General features: G+C 64.2%; 13 protein-coding genes. 5 read left to right on the top strand and 8 right to left on the bottom strand.

Features of this window, described 5'->3' with window-relative positions; genetic code table 11:
- Positions 1 to 79 precede the first annotated feature (79 nt).
- From Q0S71_RS23295 to Q0S71_RS23285, 3 genes are read right to left on the bottom strand one after another with little or no spacing between them, the layout of a single operon-like run.
- A complete protein-coding gene (locus Q0S71_RS23295; protein ID WP_296001084.1) occupies positions 80 to 730 on the bottom strand; it encodes a bifunctional 2-keto-4-hydroxyglutarate aldolase/2-keto-3-deoxy-6-phosphogluconate aldolase in 651 nt (216 codons plus the stop codon).
- Positions 731 to 766: 36 nt separating this feature from the next.
- The gene (gene araD, locus Q0S71_RS23290) at positions 767 to 2,500 is read right to left on the bottom strand and encodes an L-arabinonate dehydratase (RefSeq protein WP_296001083.1); all 1,734 of its coding nucleotides are present in this window, start codon (positions 2,498 to 2,500) and stop codon (positions 767 to 769) included.
- Positions 2,501 to 2,515: 15 nt separating this feature from the next.
- The gene (locus Q0S71_RS23285) at positions 2,516 to 3,526 is read right to left on the bottom strand and encodes a 2-dehydro-3-deoxygalactonokinase (protein WP_296001081.1); all 1,011 of its coding nucleotides are present in this window, start codon (positions 3,524 to 3,526) and stop codon (positions 2,516 to 2,518) included.
- Between the two features lie 108 nt (positions 3,527 to 3,634).
- Here Q0S71_RS23285 and Q0S71_RS23280 point away from each other — a divergent pair, with 108 nt between their 5' ends.
- A complete protein-coding gene (locus Q0S71_RS23280) occupies positions 3,635 to 4,576 on the top strand; it encodes a LysR substrate-binding domain-containing protein (protein ID WP_296001079.1) in 942 nt (313 codons plus the stop codon).
- Between the two features lie 87 nt (positions 4,577 to 4,663).
- On the opposite strand, the gene Q0S71_RS23275 is transcribed toward Q0S71_RS23280, so the two are convergent.
- The 5 genes from Q0S71_RS23275 to Q0S71_RS23255 are packed head-to-tail and all read right to left on the bottom strand — an operon-like array spanning position 4,664 to position 10,822.
- Positions 4,664 to 5,686, bottom strand: coding sequence for an aldose epimerase family protein (locus tag Q0S71_RS23275; RefSeq protein ID WP_296001077.1), 1,023 nt, complete (start codon positions 5,684 to 5,686; stop codon positions 4,664 to 4,666).
- Positions 5,686 to 6,447 carry an SDR family NAD(P)-dependent oxidoreductase gene (locus Q0S71_RS23270; RefSeq protein ID WP_296001075.1) on the bottom strand — a complete coding sequence of 254 codons (762 nt, stop codon included), beginning with the start codon at positions 6,445 to 6,447 and terminating at the stop codon, positions 5,686 to 5,688. The genes Q0S71_RS23275 and Q0S71_RS23270 overlap by 1 nt, the downstream gene beginning before the upstream one ends.
- A 15-nt stretch (positions 6,448 to 6,462) precedes the next feature.
- Positions 6,463 to 8,055 carry an aldehyde dehydrogenase (NADP(+)) gene (locus Q0S71_RS23265; protein WP_296001073.1) on the bottom strand — a complete coding sequence of 531 codons (1,593 nt, stop codon included), beginning with the start codon at positions 8,053 to 8,055 and terminating at the stop codon, positions 6,463 to 6,465.
- Positions 8,056 to 8,066: 11 nt separating this feature from the next.
- On the bottom strand, positions 8,067 to 9,062 hold the full coding sequence (gene araD1 / locus Q0S71_RS23260; protein ID WP_296001071.1) for an AraD1 family protein: 996 nt from the start codon (positions 9,060 to 9,062) through the stop codon (positions 8,067 to 8,069).
- A gap of 20 nt (positions 9,063 to 9,082) precedes the next feature.
- Positions 9,083 to 10,822 (bottom strand): IlvD/Edd family dehydratase, encoded by a 1,740-nt coding sequence (locus tag Q0S71_RS23255; protein ID WP_296001069.1) that lies wholly within the window; start codon positions 10,820 to 10,822, stop codon positions 9,083 to 9,085.
- 428 nt (positions 10,823 to 11,250) lie between these two features.
- On the opposite strand from Q0S71_RS23255, the gene chvE reads away from it, so the two are divergent.
- The 4 genes from chvE to Q0S71_RS23235 form a co-directional block, all read left to right on the top strand.
- Complete coding sequence (chvE, locus tag Q0S71_RS23250; RefSeq protein WP_296001135.1) at positions 11,251 to 12,282, top strand: multiple monosaccharide ABC transporter substrate-binding protein; 1,032 nt, start codon at positions 11,251 to 11,253, stop codon at positions 12,280 to 12,282.
- A gap of 123 nt (positions 12,283 to 12,405) precedes the next feature.
- Entirely contained in the window at positions 12,406 to 13,944 is a 1,539-nt protein-coding gene (mmsA, locus tag Q0S71_RS23245) for a multiple monosaccharide ABC transporter ATP-binding protein (RefSeq protein ID WP_296001067.1), read from the top strand.
- Positions 13,934 to 15,199 carry a multiple monosaccharide ABC transporter permease gene (gene mmsB, locus Q0S71_RS23240; RefSeq protein ID WP_296001065.1) on the top strand — a complete coding sequence of 422 codons (1,266 nt, stop codon included), beginning with the start codon at positions 13,934 to 13,936 and terminating at the stop codon, positions 15,197 to 15,199. The genes mmsA and mmsB overlap by 11 nt, the downstream gene beginning before the upstream one ends.
- Positions 15,200 to 15,370: 171 nt before the next feature.
- A partial coding sequence (locus Q0S71_RS23235) for a carbohydrate porin (RefSeq protein ID WP_296001062.1) occupies positions 15,371 to 15,569 on the top strand: 199 nt, incomplete at its 3' end.

The raw sequence follows: 15,569 nt of genomic DNA, 5'->3' as shown, positions 1-15,569 counted from the left end.
GCCGTGTATCGGCGCAGGACGTGGAAAAGGCCGCCCGCGGGCAGCCTTTTGGTTGATACGATTAATATCGTTTATACGATTACGCTTTCCAGCCGCGCTTGATTTCTTCCATCTTGTCGACGAAGGCCCGCGCGCGCGTGGTGACGGCCGCGTAGTCGCCGCTGGCGCCGGGCGCCGTCAGGCTGCTGCCGATGCCGACGGCGGTGGCGCCGGCGGCGAACCAGTCGGCCAGGTTTTCGACGGTCACGCCGCCGGTCGGCATCAGCGCCGCCTGTGGCAGCGGGGCTTTCAGCGCCTTGATGTACGACGGTCCGAACACTTCGGCCGGGAACACCTTGACGATGTCGGCGCCCGCTTCGAGGGCCAGGCCGATTTCGGTCGGCGTCATCGCGCCCGGCATCGACAGCACCTGGTAGCGCTGCGTCAGCTTGATGGTTTCGACATTGACGCTGGGCGAGATGATGAACTGGGCGCCGGCCAGAATCGCCGCGCGCGCCGTTTCAGGATCGAGCACCGTGCCCGCGCCCAGCATCACGTTGGCGCCGTGGCGCTCGCGCAGCGTCTTGATGACGCCGATGGTGTCGGGCGTGGTGAACGCCACTTCCAGCGCGGTGATGCCGCCGGCGATGCAGGCTTCGGCCATTTGCAGCGCCGCGTCAGGGGTGCCGGCGCGGACGATGGCGACCATGCGGCGTTCGAGGATGCCCTGGAAGATGGCGTATTTCAACATGATGTGACCTTTTCTATGAATACAGCGGGGTGCGGATTAATGCGACTCGCGCGGCACGGCCGAACCGCGGCAGCCGACCAGGAAGTCGAGGTCGACGCCTTCGTCGGCCTGCAGCACGTGCTTGATGTACATGGACTGGTAGCCGCCCTTCATTTGCTGCTCGGGCTCTTTCCATTCGGCGCGGCGGCGTTCCAGTTCCTCGTCGCTGACGTCGAGGTGCAAACGGCGGCCGTGCACGTCCAGTTCGATCATGTCGCCATCGCGCACCAGGGCCAGCGGACCGCCCATCGCCGCTTCCGGCGCCACGTGCAGCACGACGGTGCCGTAGGCGGTGCCGCTCATGCGGGCGTCGGAGATGCGGACCATGTCGGTCACGCCTTTTTCCAGCAGCTTCTTCGGCAGGCCCATATTGCCCACTTCGGCCATGCCGGGATAACCTTTCGGGCCGCAGTTCTGCAAGACCATGATGCTGTCGGCGTCGATGTCGAGTTCAGGATCGTCGACGCGCGCCTTGTAGTGCTCGATGTTGTTGAAGACCACGGCCTTGCCGCGGTGCTGCATCAGCTTCGGCGTGGCGGCCGACGGCTTGATGATGGCGCCGCGCGGCGACAGGTTGCCGCGCAGGACGGCGATGCCGCCCTCTTCCTTGAACGGCGCTTCCAAAGGATGGATCACGTCGGTGTTGAAGTTTTCGGCGTCGGCCACGTTGACGGCCATGGTGGCGCCGGTGACGGTCAGCGCCTCGCTGTGCAGCTTGCCCAGCAAGTCCTTGATGATGACCGGCAGGCCGCCCGCGTAGTAGAAATCTTCCATCAGGTATTTACCGGACGGCATCAGGTTCAGCAGGCACGGGATGTCGCGGCCCAAACGGTCCCAGTCGGCCAGCGACATGTCGACGCCGATGCGGCGCGCGATGGCGATCAGGTGGACCACGGCGTTGGTCGAGCCGCCGATGGCGCCGTTGACCATGATGGCGTTCTCGAACGCTTCGCGGGTCAGCACCTTGGACAGTTTCAGGTCTTCATGCACCATGTCGACGATGCGGCGGCCGGTCAGCTGGCCTTGCAGCTTGCGGCGCGCGTCGACGGCGGGAATGGCGGCGTTGCCCGGCAAGGTCACGCCCAGCGATTCGACCATCGCGGCCATGGTCGAAGCCGTGCCCATGGTCATGCAGTGGCCGGTCGACCGCGACATGCACGATTCGGCTTCCTTGAACTGGTGCAGCGTCATGGTGCCGGCACGCACTTCTTCGGAGAATTTCCAGACGTCGGTGCCGGAGCCGATCGGCTTGCCGCGGTAGTTACCGTTGAGCATGGGGCCGCCCGACAGCACGATGGTCGGCAAGTCGACGCTGGCCGCGCCCATCAGCAAGGCCGGGGTGGTCTTGTCGCAGCCGACCAGCAGCACCACGCCGTCGATCGGGTTGGCGCGTATCGATTCCTCGACGTCCATCGAGGCCAGGTTGCGGAACAACATGGCGGTCGGGCGCAGGTTCGATTCGCCCAGCGACATGGCCGGGAATTCGACCGGGAAGCCGCCCGCCTCCAGGATGCCGCGCTTGACGTGCTCGGCGAGTTCGCGGAAGTGGCCGTTGCACGGCGTCAGTTCGGACCAGGTGTTGCAGATGCCGATCACGGGACGGCCGTCGAAGGCGTCGTTCGGATGGCCCTGGTTCTTCATCCAGCTGCGGTGGATGAAGGCGTCTTTGTCGTCGCCGCCGAACCAGGCTTGGGAGCGGAGTGGGCGTTTGGTTTTAGGTGTGGTGCTCATAGTGTCTCGAAATAATTATAGGGCATGGGTGGGAAGCAGGCCGCGCTCGCGGGCGATGGTGATGGCGCCGTAGCCGGCCATGTCGGCTTGCTGCTCGTCGCTGACGACGATGCGCTTGCCGTAAAAGAATCCATTTTCCTGGATCAGTAAATTGAGTGCGTCGCGCAGCAGCGGCTTGCCGGTGATGACGATGGTGGTGTCGGGGCGCATCTTGATGGCGCTGCTGTTTTTCAGGGCCAGCATGTCGCCGCTGAGCACGGCGCCCATGAGGAAGTTGGCGCGGTCGTTGCGCTCGCTGGCCGTGAACAGGCCCAGCGTGCGCACGCTGAAGCAGGCGCGCGCCAGGCCGGTGCGCTGGGCCGACGCGGCGCCGGCCAGCACCATCTGCGGCACCAGCGTTTCGGCGAAGCCCGACTCCAGGGTCTGGCTGATGAGGGTGTGCTGGGTGATGGCCTGCAACAGCTCGCCGGCCACCGTGGTGGCGCAGCCGCAGATGCGGCGCTGGTCGTCCACGCTGACGAGCTTGGTGTGCGAACCCGGCATGATGAGCAGGGCGCGGCCGTCGAGGTCCAGGCGCTTGAGCAGGCCCACCACTTCGGTCTCTTCGCCGCGCATCATGTCCATCGCTTCGACGTTGTGCAGGCCGACCGGCTCCGAGTGGTTGCGCACGCCGGGAACCAGCCACAGCGGCTGCGAAAACACTTCCGGCATCGACAGTTCGACCATGCCGGCTGCCAATTCCTTCAGTCCGGCCGGGGCCGGCACGTGCGGCACTTCCAGCAGGCCCAGCGCGGAGGTGATCATGCCCGACGCCAGCGTCAGCGCCACGTCGCCGGCGGCCACGCCGCCCTTGGCCAGCGCGCCGTTGATGGTGTCGCGCACCGCCTGTTTCAGGGCCTTATTGTTGCCGTTGATGGCCGTGTCGCGCACGCCGACCTCGACTTGGACCTTGGCGACGAGCTTGCCATCGATCCACAGCGAACTGCGCGTGTTGGTGGTGCCGGCATCAATGGTGACAATATTCATGGAGTTTGGGTATCAAAGCATCAGGGAACACTGATGGTAAATCCGTGACCCATATCTTACCAATCAATTATTCGCCATATCCGATATCGATTCTGATATAGTTTGAGGATGGATACCCCGAACCCGAACTGGTTTTTACGTGCCCGCCTGAAAACGCGGCAATTGCTTTTATTGATAGCGCTGGACGAGCAGCGCAACATCCACCGCGCCGCCGAAGAGCTGCACATGACGCAGCCGGCCGCGTCCAAGCAGCTCAAGGATCTGGAAGACATGCTCGACGTCGAGCTGTTCGAGCGGCTGCCGCGCGGCATGCGGCCGACCATTTACGGCGAATCGATGATACGGCACGCGCGCATGGCGCTGACGAGCTTGTCGCTGGCGCACGAGGATATCGTCGCGCTCAAGTCCGGGCTGGCCGGCAAGGTCGAAGTGGGCATGATCATGGCGCCCAGCATGTCGCTGCTGCCGCGCGCGATTTCGCGCGTCAAGGAGCTGGCGCCGCTGCTGCGCATCGGCATGCAGATGGAGACCAGCAATATCTTGCTGGAACGGCTGCGGCGCGGCAGTCTGGACTTCATGGTCGGGCGCATCCTGGAGGAACAGCCGGACGCCGATTTGCAGTACGAGGAATTGGCCGATGAGCCCGTCTGCGCCGTGGCCCGGGTCGGCCATCCGCTGGCGACGGCCGTCGGCCTGAGCTTGCAGCAGATCTCCGGCGACGCCTGGATCCTGCCGCCGCAGGGCAGCGTGCTGCGCCACCGCTGCGAGATGATGTTCCGCAACATCGGCCTGCAACCGCCGTCGAACGTGGTCGACACCACGGCGCTGCTGCTCATCACGGCCCTGCTGCAACAGACCGACAGCCTGCACGTGATGCCGGTGGAGGTGGCGCGCTATTATGTGTCGCTGAATATCTTGACCATCCTGCCCATCCAGCTGCCGTGCCGCATGGATTCCTTCGGCATCATCACGCGCCGCAGCCACCTGCTGTCGCCGGGCGCCCGCGTGATGCTGGACGCGATACGGGTGGCGGCGGCCGAGATTTATTGAGCGCGGCGGCCCGATAAAAGCGCCGCGCAATAAAAAAGGGAGGATGGTCATCCTCCCTGCCCACATCTCGCTTATCTCACTGCCCGCTTACACGCCGAGGCGGTAAATCGTGGTCTGCCGGTAGACCTGCCCCGGCCGCAAAATCACCGCTTCCGCGTCGGGACCGTTGACCTGGTCCGGGAAGGCTTGCGCTTCCAGGCAGAAACCATCATGGATGGCGTAGGGCTCGGGGCGGCGGCCGATCACGCCTTCCAGATAATTCCCGCTATAAAATTGCAGGCCGGGCTCGGTGGTCGACACCGTCAGCGTGCGGCGCGTGGCCGGGTCGAACACGCGCGCCACTTCGCGCGGCTCGGCGCTGCGGCCGCCGCGCAGGCTGTAGCAATGGTCGAAACCGAGCGCATCCTTCATCTGCTTGTTTTTCAGCTGCTCATCGAGCCGCAGGCGCGGGCCGATGGCGGCCGGCTGGCGGAAATCGAAGGGCGTGCCGTCCACCGGCTCCACGCCCAGCGGGATGCCGGTCGAATCGATCGGCAGGTAGTCGTCGGCCGCGATCGACAGCAAATGGTCGCCGATGTCGCTGGCGCCGCCGTTCAAATTGAAATACGGGTGCGACGTCAGATTGACCGGCGTCGGCGCGTCGGTGCTGGCCTCGTAGACGATGGACAGGGCGCCGTCGTCGTTGAGCTCGTAGCGCACCGCCACCTTCAGCGTGCCGGGATAGCCGCCCTCGCCGGCCGGCGACTCCAGCGTCAGCGACAGGCCGGCGTCGTCCTGGCGCGCCGTCCATTCGGCCTGGTGGAAACCGGTGCCGCCGCCGTGCAGGTGATTGCCGCGGTCGTTGGGGTCGAGCTGGTAGTCGACGCCGTCGAGCGTGAACCTGGCGCCGTCTATGCGGTTGGCCCAGCGGCCCACCAGCGCGCCGAAATACGCCGTCGAGTTATCCTGGTAGCCGCTGCGGTCGGGATAGCCGAGCAGCACGTCGGCCATGCGGCCGCCGCTGTCGGGCGTGAGCCACGACACCAGCGTGGCGCCGCGCGCCGACACCAGCACGCGCATGCCCTGCCGGTTGCTCAGCGTGTACAAACCTTCTTCATTCGGGCGCGACATCAGCACCACCCCGCGTCGACGATGAATTCCTGCGCCGTGCACATCTTGCTGTCGTCGGCGGCCAGGAACAGGACCATGTTGGCGACATCCTCCGGCATCAGCTTGCCCGGCAGACACTGGTTCTTCTTGATGTCCGCCTCGCCCGCCGCGTCCAGCCACAGGTCGACCTGGCGCTGCGTCATGACCCAGCCCGGCGTGACCGTGTTGACGCGGATGCCGTGGGCGCCCAGGTCGCGGGCCAGGCCGCGCGTGAGGCCGACCACGGCCGCCTTCGACGCCGCGTAGACCGGATAGCCGCCGTTCTTGACGTGCCAGGAAATCGAGCTGACGTTGATGATGGAGCCGCCGCCCTTCTTCACCATGGCCGGCGCGACGGCCTGGCAGGTGAAGAACATGGGACGCTGGTTGATGGCGATGCGCTCGTCGTAATACTCGACGGTGACGTCGCCGATCTGGTGGCGCTGGTCGTTGGCGGCGTTGTTGACGAGCACGTCGAAGTCGCCCATCTGCGCGGCCAGTTCCCGCATCACCGTTTGCAGCCCGCCGATGTCGCCGATGTCGCAGCGGCGGAACAGCGGCGCCGGCAGCCCCTGCGCCGCCAGCCGCGCGCACAGCGCCACGCTGGCCTCGTCGGCGATGTCGACGAAGGCCACCCGCGCGCCCTGCGCCGCGAACGACGCCACCAGCGCTTCACCGATGCCGCTGCCGCCACCGGTAATGAAGACGCGCTTGTCTCTCAAACTGTTATAAGTTGTCGTCATGGGCGAGGTATGGCTTTATTTGGAGGACTGCACCAGCACGCCGTCCTTGCGGCGCCAGCCGGCGCTGTCGCCGACGTCGCGCAGTTCCGGCGGCAGCAGGGCCTGGGCCAGGTTCTGGTAGGACACCGGACGCAGGAAGCGTTGGATGGCGGCCGTGCCGACCGAGCTGCTGCGACCGTCCGAGGTGGCCGGGAACGGGCCGCCGTGCACCATCGCGGTCGCCACTTCGACGCCGGTGGGATAGCCGTTGGCCAGGATGCGGCCGACCTTGCGTTCCAGCACAGGCAGCAGCGTGGCGGCGGCGTCGATGTCGCCGGCGTCCATTTGCAGCGTGGCCGTCAGCTGGCCTTCCAGGCTTTCGGCGATGGCGCGCATCTGGGCCACGTCGGCGCAGGCGACGAACAGTGAGGCCGGTCCGAAGATTTCATCGGACATGGCGCGGTCGGCCAGGAAGGCGTCGCCGGTGGTCAGCAGCAATGCCGGCTGGCCGCGGCCCTGCGCTTCGGCGGCCGGCGCGCGGGCGACGATGCTCACGTGCGGGCGGCTGGCCAGGTGTTCCAGGCCGCGCTGGTAGTTGCCGGCGATGGCGGGGGTCAGCATCACGCCCGGCTGCGCGCCGCCGACGGCGACGCCGGTGGCGGCGCAGAAGCGGTCGAAGTCGGCGCCGGCCACGCCCAGCACCAGGCCGGGGTTGGTGCAGAACTGGCCCACGCCCATGGTCAGCGAACCGACCAGGCCGGTGGCCAGGGTGTCGGCGCGGGCGGCCAGCGCTGCCGGCAGCACGAAGACGGGGTTGATGCTGCTCATTTCCGCGTAGACGGGTATCGGTTGCGGACGGGCGGCGGCGATCGCCATCAGCGCCATGCCGCCGGCGCGCGAGCCGGTGAAGCCGACCGCCTGGATGGCCGGATGGCGCACCAGCGCGCCGCCCAGTTCATTGCCGACGCCGGTCAGCAGGGCGAACACGCCCGCCGGCAAGCCGCATTGCTGCACGGCGGCCTGGATGGCGCGGCCGACCAGCTCGGACGTGCCCGGATGGGCCGGGTGGGCCTTGACGACGACCGGGCAACCGGCGGCCAGCGCGGCGGCCGTGTCGCCACCGGCGACGGAAAACGCCAGCGGGAAGTTGCTGGCGCCGAAGACGGCGACCGGGCCCAGGCCGATCATGCGCATGCGCAGGTCGGGACGCGGCGGCGTGCGGTCAGGCAGCGCGCTGTCGAGGCGCATGTCGCGCCAGGAACCTTCGCGCAGCAGGTCGGCGAACAGTTTCAGCTGGCCGACGGTACGGCCGCGCTCGCCTTCCAGGCGCACGCGCGGCAGGCCGCTTTCGGCCATGGCGCGCACGATCAAGTCGTCGCCCAGCGCCAGGATCTGGGCCGCGATGGCTTCCAGGAAGGCGGCGCGGTCGGCGCCGTTGGTGGCGCGGAACGGGTCGAAGGCGGCTTGCGCCAGCGCGCAGGCGCGGTCGATCTGGGCCGCGTCGACCGTGTGGAAGGCCGGGTCGATGGCCGTGCCCAGCGTTGGATCGTAGGCGTTGAAGGCGGTCGCGGTGCCGGTGACGGCGTCGCCGCCGATGAGGGCCTGGCCGGTGATAGCGGTAATAGTCATGTCGTTTCCAATTACAAAGTGGTCACTGGCGCGTGGGCGGAGGCGCTCACGGTCAGCTTGTTGCGCAGGGCCGGGCCGAACACCGGCGCCTCGATTTCGAACGTTTCGCCGGGCGCGACGGAAATGCCGTCGGCGAAGCTCAGCGTGGCGGTTCCGAAGAAGTGTACATGGACATCGCCCGCACGCTTGAACAGATCATATTTAAAGTGATGATATTCGAGGTTGGCGATGGTGTGCGACATATTCTGTTCGCCGCTGACGAAGGCTTTTTTCCAACGCAGGCTGCCGTCGGCCGCGTAGATGCGCGAATGGCCGTCGATGTGGGCCGGCAGCTCGCCGACCAGCAGGGCCGGGCCGACGCCGCAGGCGCGCAGCTTCGAGTGCGCCAGATACAGATAGTTCTGGCGCTCGGTGATGTGGTCGGAGAATTCGTTGCCGATGGCGTAGCCGACGCGGTAGGGGTGGCCGTCGGCGCCGATCACGTACAGGCCGGCGATTTCCGGCTCCTCGCCGCCGTCGAGCGCGAACTCGGGCATGGCCAGCGGCTGGCCGCTGGCGGCGACGATGGAGCCGTCGCCCTTGTAGAACCACTCCGGCTGGGCGCCGGTCTGGCCGGCGGCGGGCTTGCCGCCTTCCACGCCCATGCGGAACATTTTCATGCTGTCGCTGAGGGACTCGACTTCGCCGCCGATTTTCTTGTGCATGGCGTCGCGCGCGTCGGCGCTGCCGAGGTGGGTCAGGCCGGTGCCGGTGACGTAGGTGTGGGCCGGGTCGGCGTGGTCGAGCGGCGTCAGCAGGCGGCCGGCGGCCGCCACTTCGGCGTAATCGTAGACGGCGGCGCCGGCCGCCTCCTCGGCCAGCACGGCCAGCGAGACCTCGCGGCTGATCGCGGCCTGGGCCAGGGCGTAGGTGGTGTCGTAACCGTCGAGCACGCGCAAGGTGGTGTTTTCCACCAGGATGCCGACGCGGCGTTGGCCGTCCTGATCTTTAAACTGAACTAATAACATGGTGCCTCCTGCGTTTTATTTTAATGGGAATGCTTGGGAACGGCCGAACCGCGCGAGCCGACCAGGAAGTCGAAATCACAGCCTTCATCGGCTTGCAGCACGCGGTCGATGTACAGCTGCTGGTAGCCGCTCTTGGGCGCCGGCGCCGGCTGGGCCGCGCGCACCGCGAGGCGGGCCGCGATGTCGGCGTCGGACAGTTCCAGGTTCAGGCTGCCGGCGTAGCAATCGAGGGCGATCCAGTCGCCGTCCTGCACGATGCCCAGCGGGCCGCCGGCCATCGCCTCGGGCGCCACGTGCAAGACCACGGTGCCGTAGGCGGTGCCGCTCATGCGCGCGTCCGAGATGCGCACCATGTCCTTGACGCCGGCCGCCAGCAATTTCGGCGGCAGGCCCATGTTACCGACTTCGGCCATGCCTGGATAGCCTTTCGGGCCGCAGTTCTTCATCACCAGCACCGAGTTGGCGTCGACGTCCAGGTCGGGGTCGACGATGCGCTGTTTATAGTGGTCGAAGTCCTCGAACACGACGGCGCGGCCGCGGTGCTTCATCAGTTCCGGCGTGGCGGCCGATGGCTTGAGCACGGCGCCGCGCGGCGCCAGGTTGCCGCGCAGGACGCAGATGCCGCCGTCGGCCAGCAGCGGCTTGTCGAGCTGGCGGATCACTTCATCGTTGTAGACCGGCGCCGCCTGGCAGTTTTCCCACAGCGACTTGCCGTTGACGGTCAGCTGGTCCGGATGCGGCACCAGGCCGCCCTCGCCCATGCGGCGGATCACGCCCGGCAGGCCGCCGGCGTAATAAAACTCTTCCATCAGGAAGCGGCCCGACGGTTGCAGGTCGACGATGGTCGGCGTGCCGCGGCCGATGTCGTTCCAGTCTTCCAGTTCCAGGTCGACGCCGATGCGGCCGGCGATGGCTTTCAGGTGGATCACGGCGTTGGTCGAGCCGCCGATGGCGGCGTTGACGCGGATGGCGTTTTCAAACGCGGCGCGCGTGAGCACCTTCGACAGGCGCAAGTCTTCGTACACCATTTCGACGATGCGGATGCCCGACATGTGGGCCAGGATGTAGCGGCGCGAATCGACGGCCGGGATGGCGGCGTTGTGCGGCAGCGAGGTGCCCAGCGCTTCGGCCATGCAGGCCATGGTCGAGGCCGTCCCCATGGTGTTGCAGGTGCCGGCCGAGCGCGACATGCCGGACTCGGCGGACATGAACTGGTGCATGGTGATTTCGCCGGCCTTGACTTGCTCGTGCAACTTCCACACGGCGGTGCCGGAGCCGATGTCCTTGCCTTCGAACTTGCCGTTCAACATGGGGCCGCCGCTGACGACGATGGTCGGGATGTCGCAGCTGGCCGCGCCCATCAGCAGGGCCGGGGTGGTTTTGTCGCAGCCGACCAGCAACACGACGGCGTCCATGGGATTGCCGCGTATCGATTCCTCGACGTCCATCGAGGCGAGGTTGCGGGTCAGCATGGCGGTCGGGCGCAGATTCGATTCGCCGCTGGAAAACACCGGGAATTCGACCGGGAAGCCGCCCGCCTCCAGGATGCCGCGCTTGACGTGTTCGGCCAGTTTGCGGAAGTGGGCGTTGCACGGGGTCAGCTCGGACCAGGTATTGCAGATGCCGATGATGGGCTTGCCTTCGAATTCGTGGTCGGGTATGCCCTGGTTTTTCATCCAGCTACGGTACATGAAACCGTTTTTATCCTGGGTGCCAAACCATTCGGCCGAGCGCAGTACGACTTTTTTCTTTTCCGACATGATGTCTTCCTCTATATTGTTAGGGCGCGCGGTGGGACGAGTACACCACCAGCTAGCGTAACGGGAATACTAAAGCGTCTATCGATATCTTTCTAATCAATTTTTGCGATTTTGCGATACTCGATTCGGTATGACAGATCGGGTGGGATGTCCACACCGTACTTCGCCGGCTAACAGAATCGGCAAAGCGACGGCGCCCGTTTGATGAGCAAGAAGTGGCCGACATATAGCGTGAAGCTAGCGACGGCGCGGGCTACGGGGACACGCATATCGATTTCGATATCGAATAGCGGTTAAAATTCATTAGAAAGATATCTTTATGCCCTTTAGTATCCGAGCATCGCATGTATAGTGCGAGCGGGCGTTAGATCAAAAATCATTAATAACGGAGACAAGTAATGAAACCAGTCAAACTCATCATCGTCAGCATGCTCATGGCAGGCTTCGCTTCGGCCGCCACGGCAGCCGACAAGGCCATGATCGGCATCTCGATGCCTACCAAGTCCTCCATGCGTTGGATCGCCGATGGCGACAACATGGTCAAGACGTTCAAGGACCGCGGCTACAAGACCGATCTGCAATTCGCCGACGACGATATCCCGAACCAGCTGGCACAGGTTGAGAACATGATCACCAAGGGCGCCAAAGTCCTGGTCATCGCCGCGATCGACGGCACCACCCTGTCCGACGTGCTGCAAAAAGCCGCCGACAAAGGCATCAAGGTCATTTCGTATGACCGCCTGATCCGTGGCTCGAAAAACGTCGACTACTACGCCACCTTCGACAACTTCCAGGTCGGCGTGCTGCAAGCCGGCTACATCGAATCGGCGCTGAAACTGAAGACCACCAAGGGTCCGTACAACATCGAACTGTTCGGCGGTTCCGCCGACGACAACAACGCCACCTTCTTCTACAACGGTGCGATGTCGGTGTTGCAGCCATACATGGACAAGGGCGAGCTGGTCGTGCGTTCCAAGCAATTGGGCATGGCCAAGGTCGCGACCTTGCGTTGGGACGGCGCCGTCGCCCAGTCGCGCATGGACAACCTGCTGAGCGCCTACTATGGCAAAGAGCATGTCAATGCCGTGCTGTCCCCGTACGACGGCCTGAGCATCGGCATCCTGTCGTCGCTCAAAGGCGTCGGCTACGGTACGCCCAAGCTGCCTATGCCTGTCGTGACCGGTCAAGATGCGGAAATCCCGTCGATGAAATCGATCATCGCCGGCGAACAAGCTTCGACCATCTTCAAGGACACGCGCGAGCTGGCCAAGGTCACCGCCAATATGGTCGATGCCATGCTGAGCGGCAAGCCTGTGCCGGTCAACGATACCAAGACCTATAATAACGGCGTCAAGGTCATCCCATCGTTCCTGCTCAAGCCTGTCGTGGTCGACAAGGCCAACTACAAGCAAGTGCTGATTACCGGCAGCAACTACTACACCGAAGCGCAGCTGAAATAAGCGCGCCACGCGGGCCGGCCGTGTCCCCGATGCACTCGGGGCGTGGCGGGCCCGCGCATATATTGAGACAGTTTGTTGCAGGCCTCCGGCGTATGCCAGAGCTCCTGCTGAAGAGGGTAAAACATGAATACTATCCTGGAAATGCGCGGGATAAGGAAGACGTTCCCGGGCGTCGTAGCGCTCGACAACGTCAACCTGCGAGTGCGCAGCGGCGAAATCCATGCGATCGTGGGCGAAAACGGGGCCGGCAAGTCGACCCTGATGAAGGTGCTGAGCGGCGTCTACACGCACGGCGAATACAGCGGCGACATCGAATATCAAGGTGAGGTGCGCCAATTCCGCGACATCACCGATAGCGAACACATAGGCATCATCATCATCCACCAGGAGCTGGCCCTGGTGCCGCTGCTGTCGATCGCCGAAAACATCTTCCTCGGCAATGAACCGTCACGCATGGGCGTGATCGACTGGGAACTGGCGCAGAGCCGCACGCGCGCCCTGTTGAAGAAGGTGGGACTGAATGAAAAACCCGATACCCTGATCACCAACCTGGGTGTCGGCAAGCAGCAATTGATCGAGATCGCGAAAGCGCTGAGCAAAGACGTCAAACTGTTGATCCTCGACGAGCCGACGGCCAGTCTGAACGAGAGCGACAGCGCGGCCCTGCTCGACCTGCTGCTGGAACTGAAACAGCAAGGCATTTCGTCCATCCTCATTTCGCACAAGCTCAACGAGATTTCGCGCGTCGCCGACGCCATCACCGTGCTGCGCGACGGTAACACCGTCGACAGCTTCGACTGCCGGGCCGAGCCCGTCAGCGAAGACCGCATCATCGAAAAAATGGTCGGACGCGAGATGGCCGACCGCTATCCGCCGCGCACGCCGCAGATCGGCGACACCATCTTCGAAGTGCAGGACTGGCGCGTGTTCCACCCCGAGCACGCGGACCGCGCCGTCATCAAGGGCATCAACTTCCACGCCAAAAAAGGCGAGATCATCGGCATCGCCGGTTTGATGGGCGCCGGCCGCACCGAGCTGGCCATGAGCATCTTCGGCCGTTCCTACGGCCAGAAGATCAGCGGCCGGGTCTTGAAGAACGGCCAGGAAATCGACGTCGGCACGATAGGCAAGGCCATCAAACACGGCATCGCCTACGTCACCGAGGACCGCAAGGGCCTGGGCCTGCTGCTGGAAGAAGACATCAAGAAAAACATCAGCCTGGCCAATTTGCCGGCGGTGTCGAACAACTTGGTGATCGACGAGCAGCGCGAATTCGGCGTCGCCGCCGACTTCAAGAAGCAGCTGAAAATCCGCTGCTCGAGCGTGCTCCAGAAAGTGGTCAACCTGTCCGGCGGCAACCAGCAGAAAGTGGTGCTGGCCAAGTGGCTGTTCTCGCGCCCGGATATCCTGATCCTCGATGAACCGAGCCGCGGCATCGACGTCGGCGCCAAGTATGAAATCTACAGCATCATCAGCGACCTCGCTGCCGAAGGTAAGTGCATCGTCATGATCTCGTCGGAAATGCCGGAATTGCTGGGCATGTGCGACCGCATCTATGTGATGAACGAAGGCAGTTTCGTCGCGGAATTTAGTTCGGAAGTCGCCTCGCAGGAAAATATCATGCGGGCAATCGTAAAACATGGAGACAAGAATGGGAAATAAACTCGCCACCGACGCCGCCGCCGAATTGGCCGCCGTCACGGTAGACCAGACACGCGCGGGCGCATCCGCCGCGCCGGCCGACGCCGTCGAAAAGAAAAGCTATGCCGGTTTTCTGAAAAATAATATCCGCGACTACGGCATGCTGCTGTCGCTGATCGTCATCATGGGCTTCTTCCAGTACATGACCGACGGCACCCTGCTCGAACCGCTGAACCTGACCAACCTGGTGCTGCAGAACAGCTACGTCGTCATCATGGCCCTGGGTATGTTGATGGTCATCGTGGCCGGCCACATCGACTTGTCGGTGGGCTCGGTCGCCGGCTTCATCGGCGCCCTGGCCGCCGTGCTGATGGTCAACTACCACTTCGATTTCGTCACCGCCAGCATCATCTGCCTGGTGGCCGGCGCCGTCATCGGCGGTGCCCAGGGTTATTTCGTGGCCTTCTTCAAGATCCCGGCCTTCATCGTGACGCTGGCCGGCATGCTGGTGTTCAAGGGCTTGACGCTGGCGCTCCTGTCGGGCCAATCGGTCGGTCCTTTCCCGAAAAGCTTCCAGCTGCTGAGCTCGGGCTTCCTGCCCGATCCGCTGGTCAACGTCAATCCGGAACTGCGCACCTCCTCGCTGATTATCGGCGTCGCCGCCGCCGTCATCTTGCTGGCCGTGAAATTCCACGCCCGCTCCAAGCAGCTCAAGCACGGCATGGAAGACGAGCCGTTCGGCTTCTTCATCGGCAAGAACGCCGTGTTCGCCGCCGTGATCGTCTACTTCAGCTACCTGCTGTCGTCGTACAAAGGCATCCCCAACGTGCTGGCCGTGATGTCGGTATTGATTATCGCCTACACCTTCATCACCAACCGCACCGTCATCGGTCGTCGCGTCTATGCCATCGGCGGTAATGAAAAAGCGGCGCGTTTGTCCGGCATCAAGACCCAGCGCGTCAGTTTCTATACTTTCGTCAATATGGGCATGCTGGCGGCGCTGGCCGGCCTGGTGTTCGCGGCCCGCTTGAACACGGCCACGCCGAAAGCCGGCCTGGGCTTCGAGCTGGACGTGATCGCGGCCTGCTTCATCGGCGGCGCTTCGGCCTCCGGCGGCGTCGGCAAGGTCACCGGCGCGGTGGTCGGCGCCTTCATCATGGGCGTCATGAACAACGGCATGTCCATCATGGGTATCGGCATCGATTACCAGCAGGTCATCAAAGGCCTGGTGCTGCTGGCCGCCGTGCTGGTCGACGTCCTGAACAAAAACAAGTAATTCCTAGAATTCGCCACGCTGCCGCTGGCAGCGTGGCGCAGCCGTAACTGTGCTTTCGGGCACAGCGCAGCAAAACCCCGTGTGGCCTGCACAACGAGGGAGCCTGAGACTAGACGGGATAACTATCGTCGTGTCCAAGCCACATACTTATAACCACAAGGAGACAACTTAGTGAATCGTACCGTCCTCAAAACCCTGCCGGCCGCCTTGGCCCTGGCACTGACTTTTGGCGTCGCTCACGCCGATCCGTACAATGATACCGACGGCTTCCACGGTTACCTGCGCGCAGGCGCCGGCACCAGCTCGACCCACGGCCCGCAAAGCTGCTACGGCCTGGGCGGTCCTACCTCCAAATACCGCCTCGGCAACG

Source organism: Rugamonas sp. (assembly GCF_025354735.1).
Taxonomy (GTDB): domain Bacteria; phylum Pseudomonadota; class Gammaproteobacteria; order Burkholderiales; family Burkholderiaceae_D; genus Rugamonas.
The sequence above is the reverse complement of the archived record's forward strand: the minus strand, read 5'-3'. Positions and strand labels throughout refer to the sequence as shown.

Bases quoted from the DNA above. Each gene is read 5' to 3' on its own strand.
- Q0S71_RS23295 (WP_296001084.1), bottom strand. From the start codon at position 730: ATGTTGAAATACGCCATCTTCCAGGGCATCCTCGAACGCCGCATGGTC.
- araD (WP_296001083.1), bottom strand. From the start codon at position 2,500: ATGAGCACCACACCTAAAACCAAACGCCCACTCCGCTCCCAAGCCTGG.
- Q0S71_RS23285 (WP_296001081.1), bottom strand. From the start codon at position 3,526: ATGAATATTGTCACCATTGATGCCGGCACCACCAACACGCGCAGTTCG.
- Q0S71_RS23280 (WP_296001079.1), top strand. From the start codon at position 3,635: ATGGATACCCCGAACCCGAACTGGTTTTTACGTGCCCGCCTGAAAACG.
- Q0S71_RS23275 (WP_296001077.1), bottom strand. From the start codon at position 5,686: ATGTCGCGCCCGAATGAAGAAGGTTTGTACACGCTGAGCAACCGGCAG.
- Q0S71_RS23270 (WP_296001075.1), bottom strand. From the start codon at position 6,447: ATGACGACAACTTATAACAGTTTGAGAGACAAGCGCGTCTTCATTACC.
- Q0S71_RS23265 (WP_296001073.1), bottom strand. From the start codon at position 8,055: ATGACTATTACCGCTATCACCGGCCAGGCCCTCATCGGCGGCGACGCC.
- araD1 (WP_296001071.1), bottom strand. From the start codon at position 9,062: ATGTTATTAGTTCAGTTTAAAGATCAGGACGGCCAACGCCGCGTCGGC.
- Q0S71_RS23255 (WP_296001069.1), bottom strand. From the start codon at position 10,822: ATGTCGGAAAAGAAAAAAGTCGTACTGCGCTCGGCCGAATGGTTTGGC.
- chvE (WP_296001135.1), top strand. From the start codon at position 11,251: ATGCTCATGGCAGGCTTCGCTTCGGCCGCCACGGCAGCCGACAAGGCC.
- mmsA (WP_296001067.1), top strand. From the start codon at position 12,406: ATGAATACTATCCTGGAAATGCGCGGGATAAGGAAGACGTTCCCGGGC.
- mmsB (WP_296001065.1), top strand. From the start codon at position 13,934: ATGGGAAATAAACTCGCCACCGACGCCGCCGCCGAATTGGCCGCCGTC.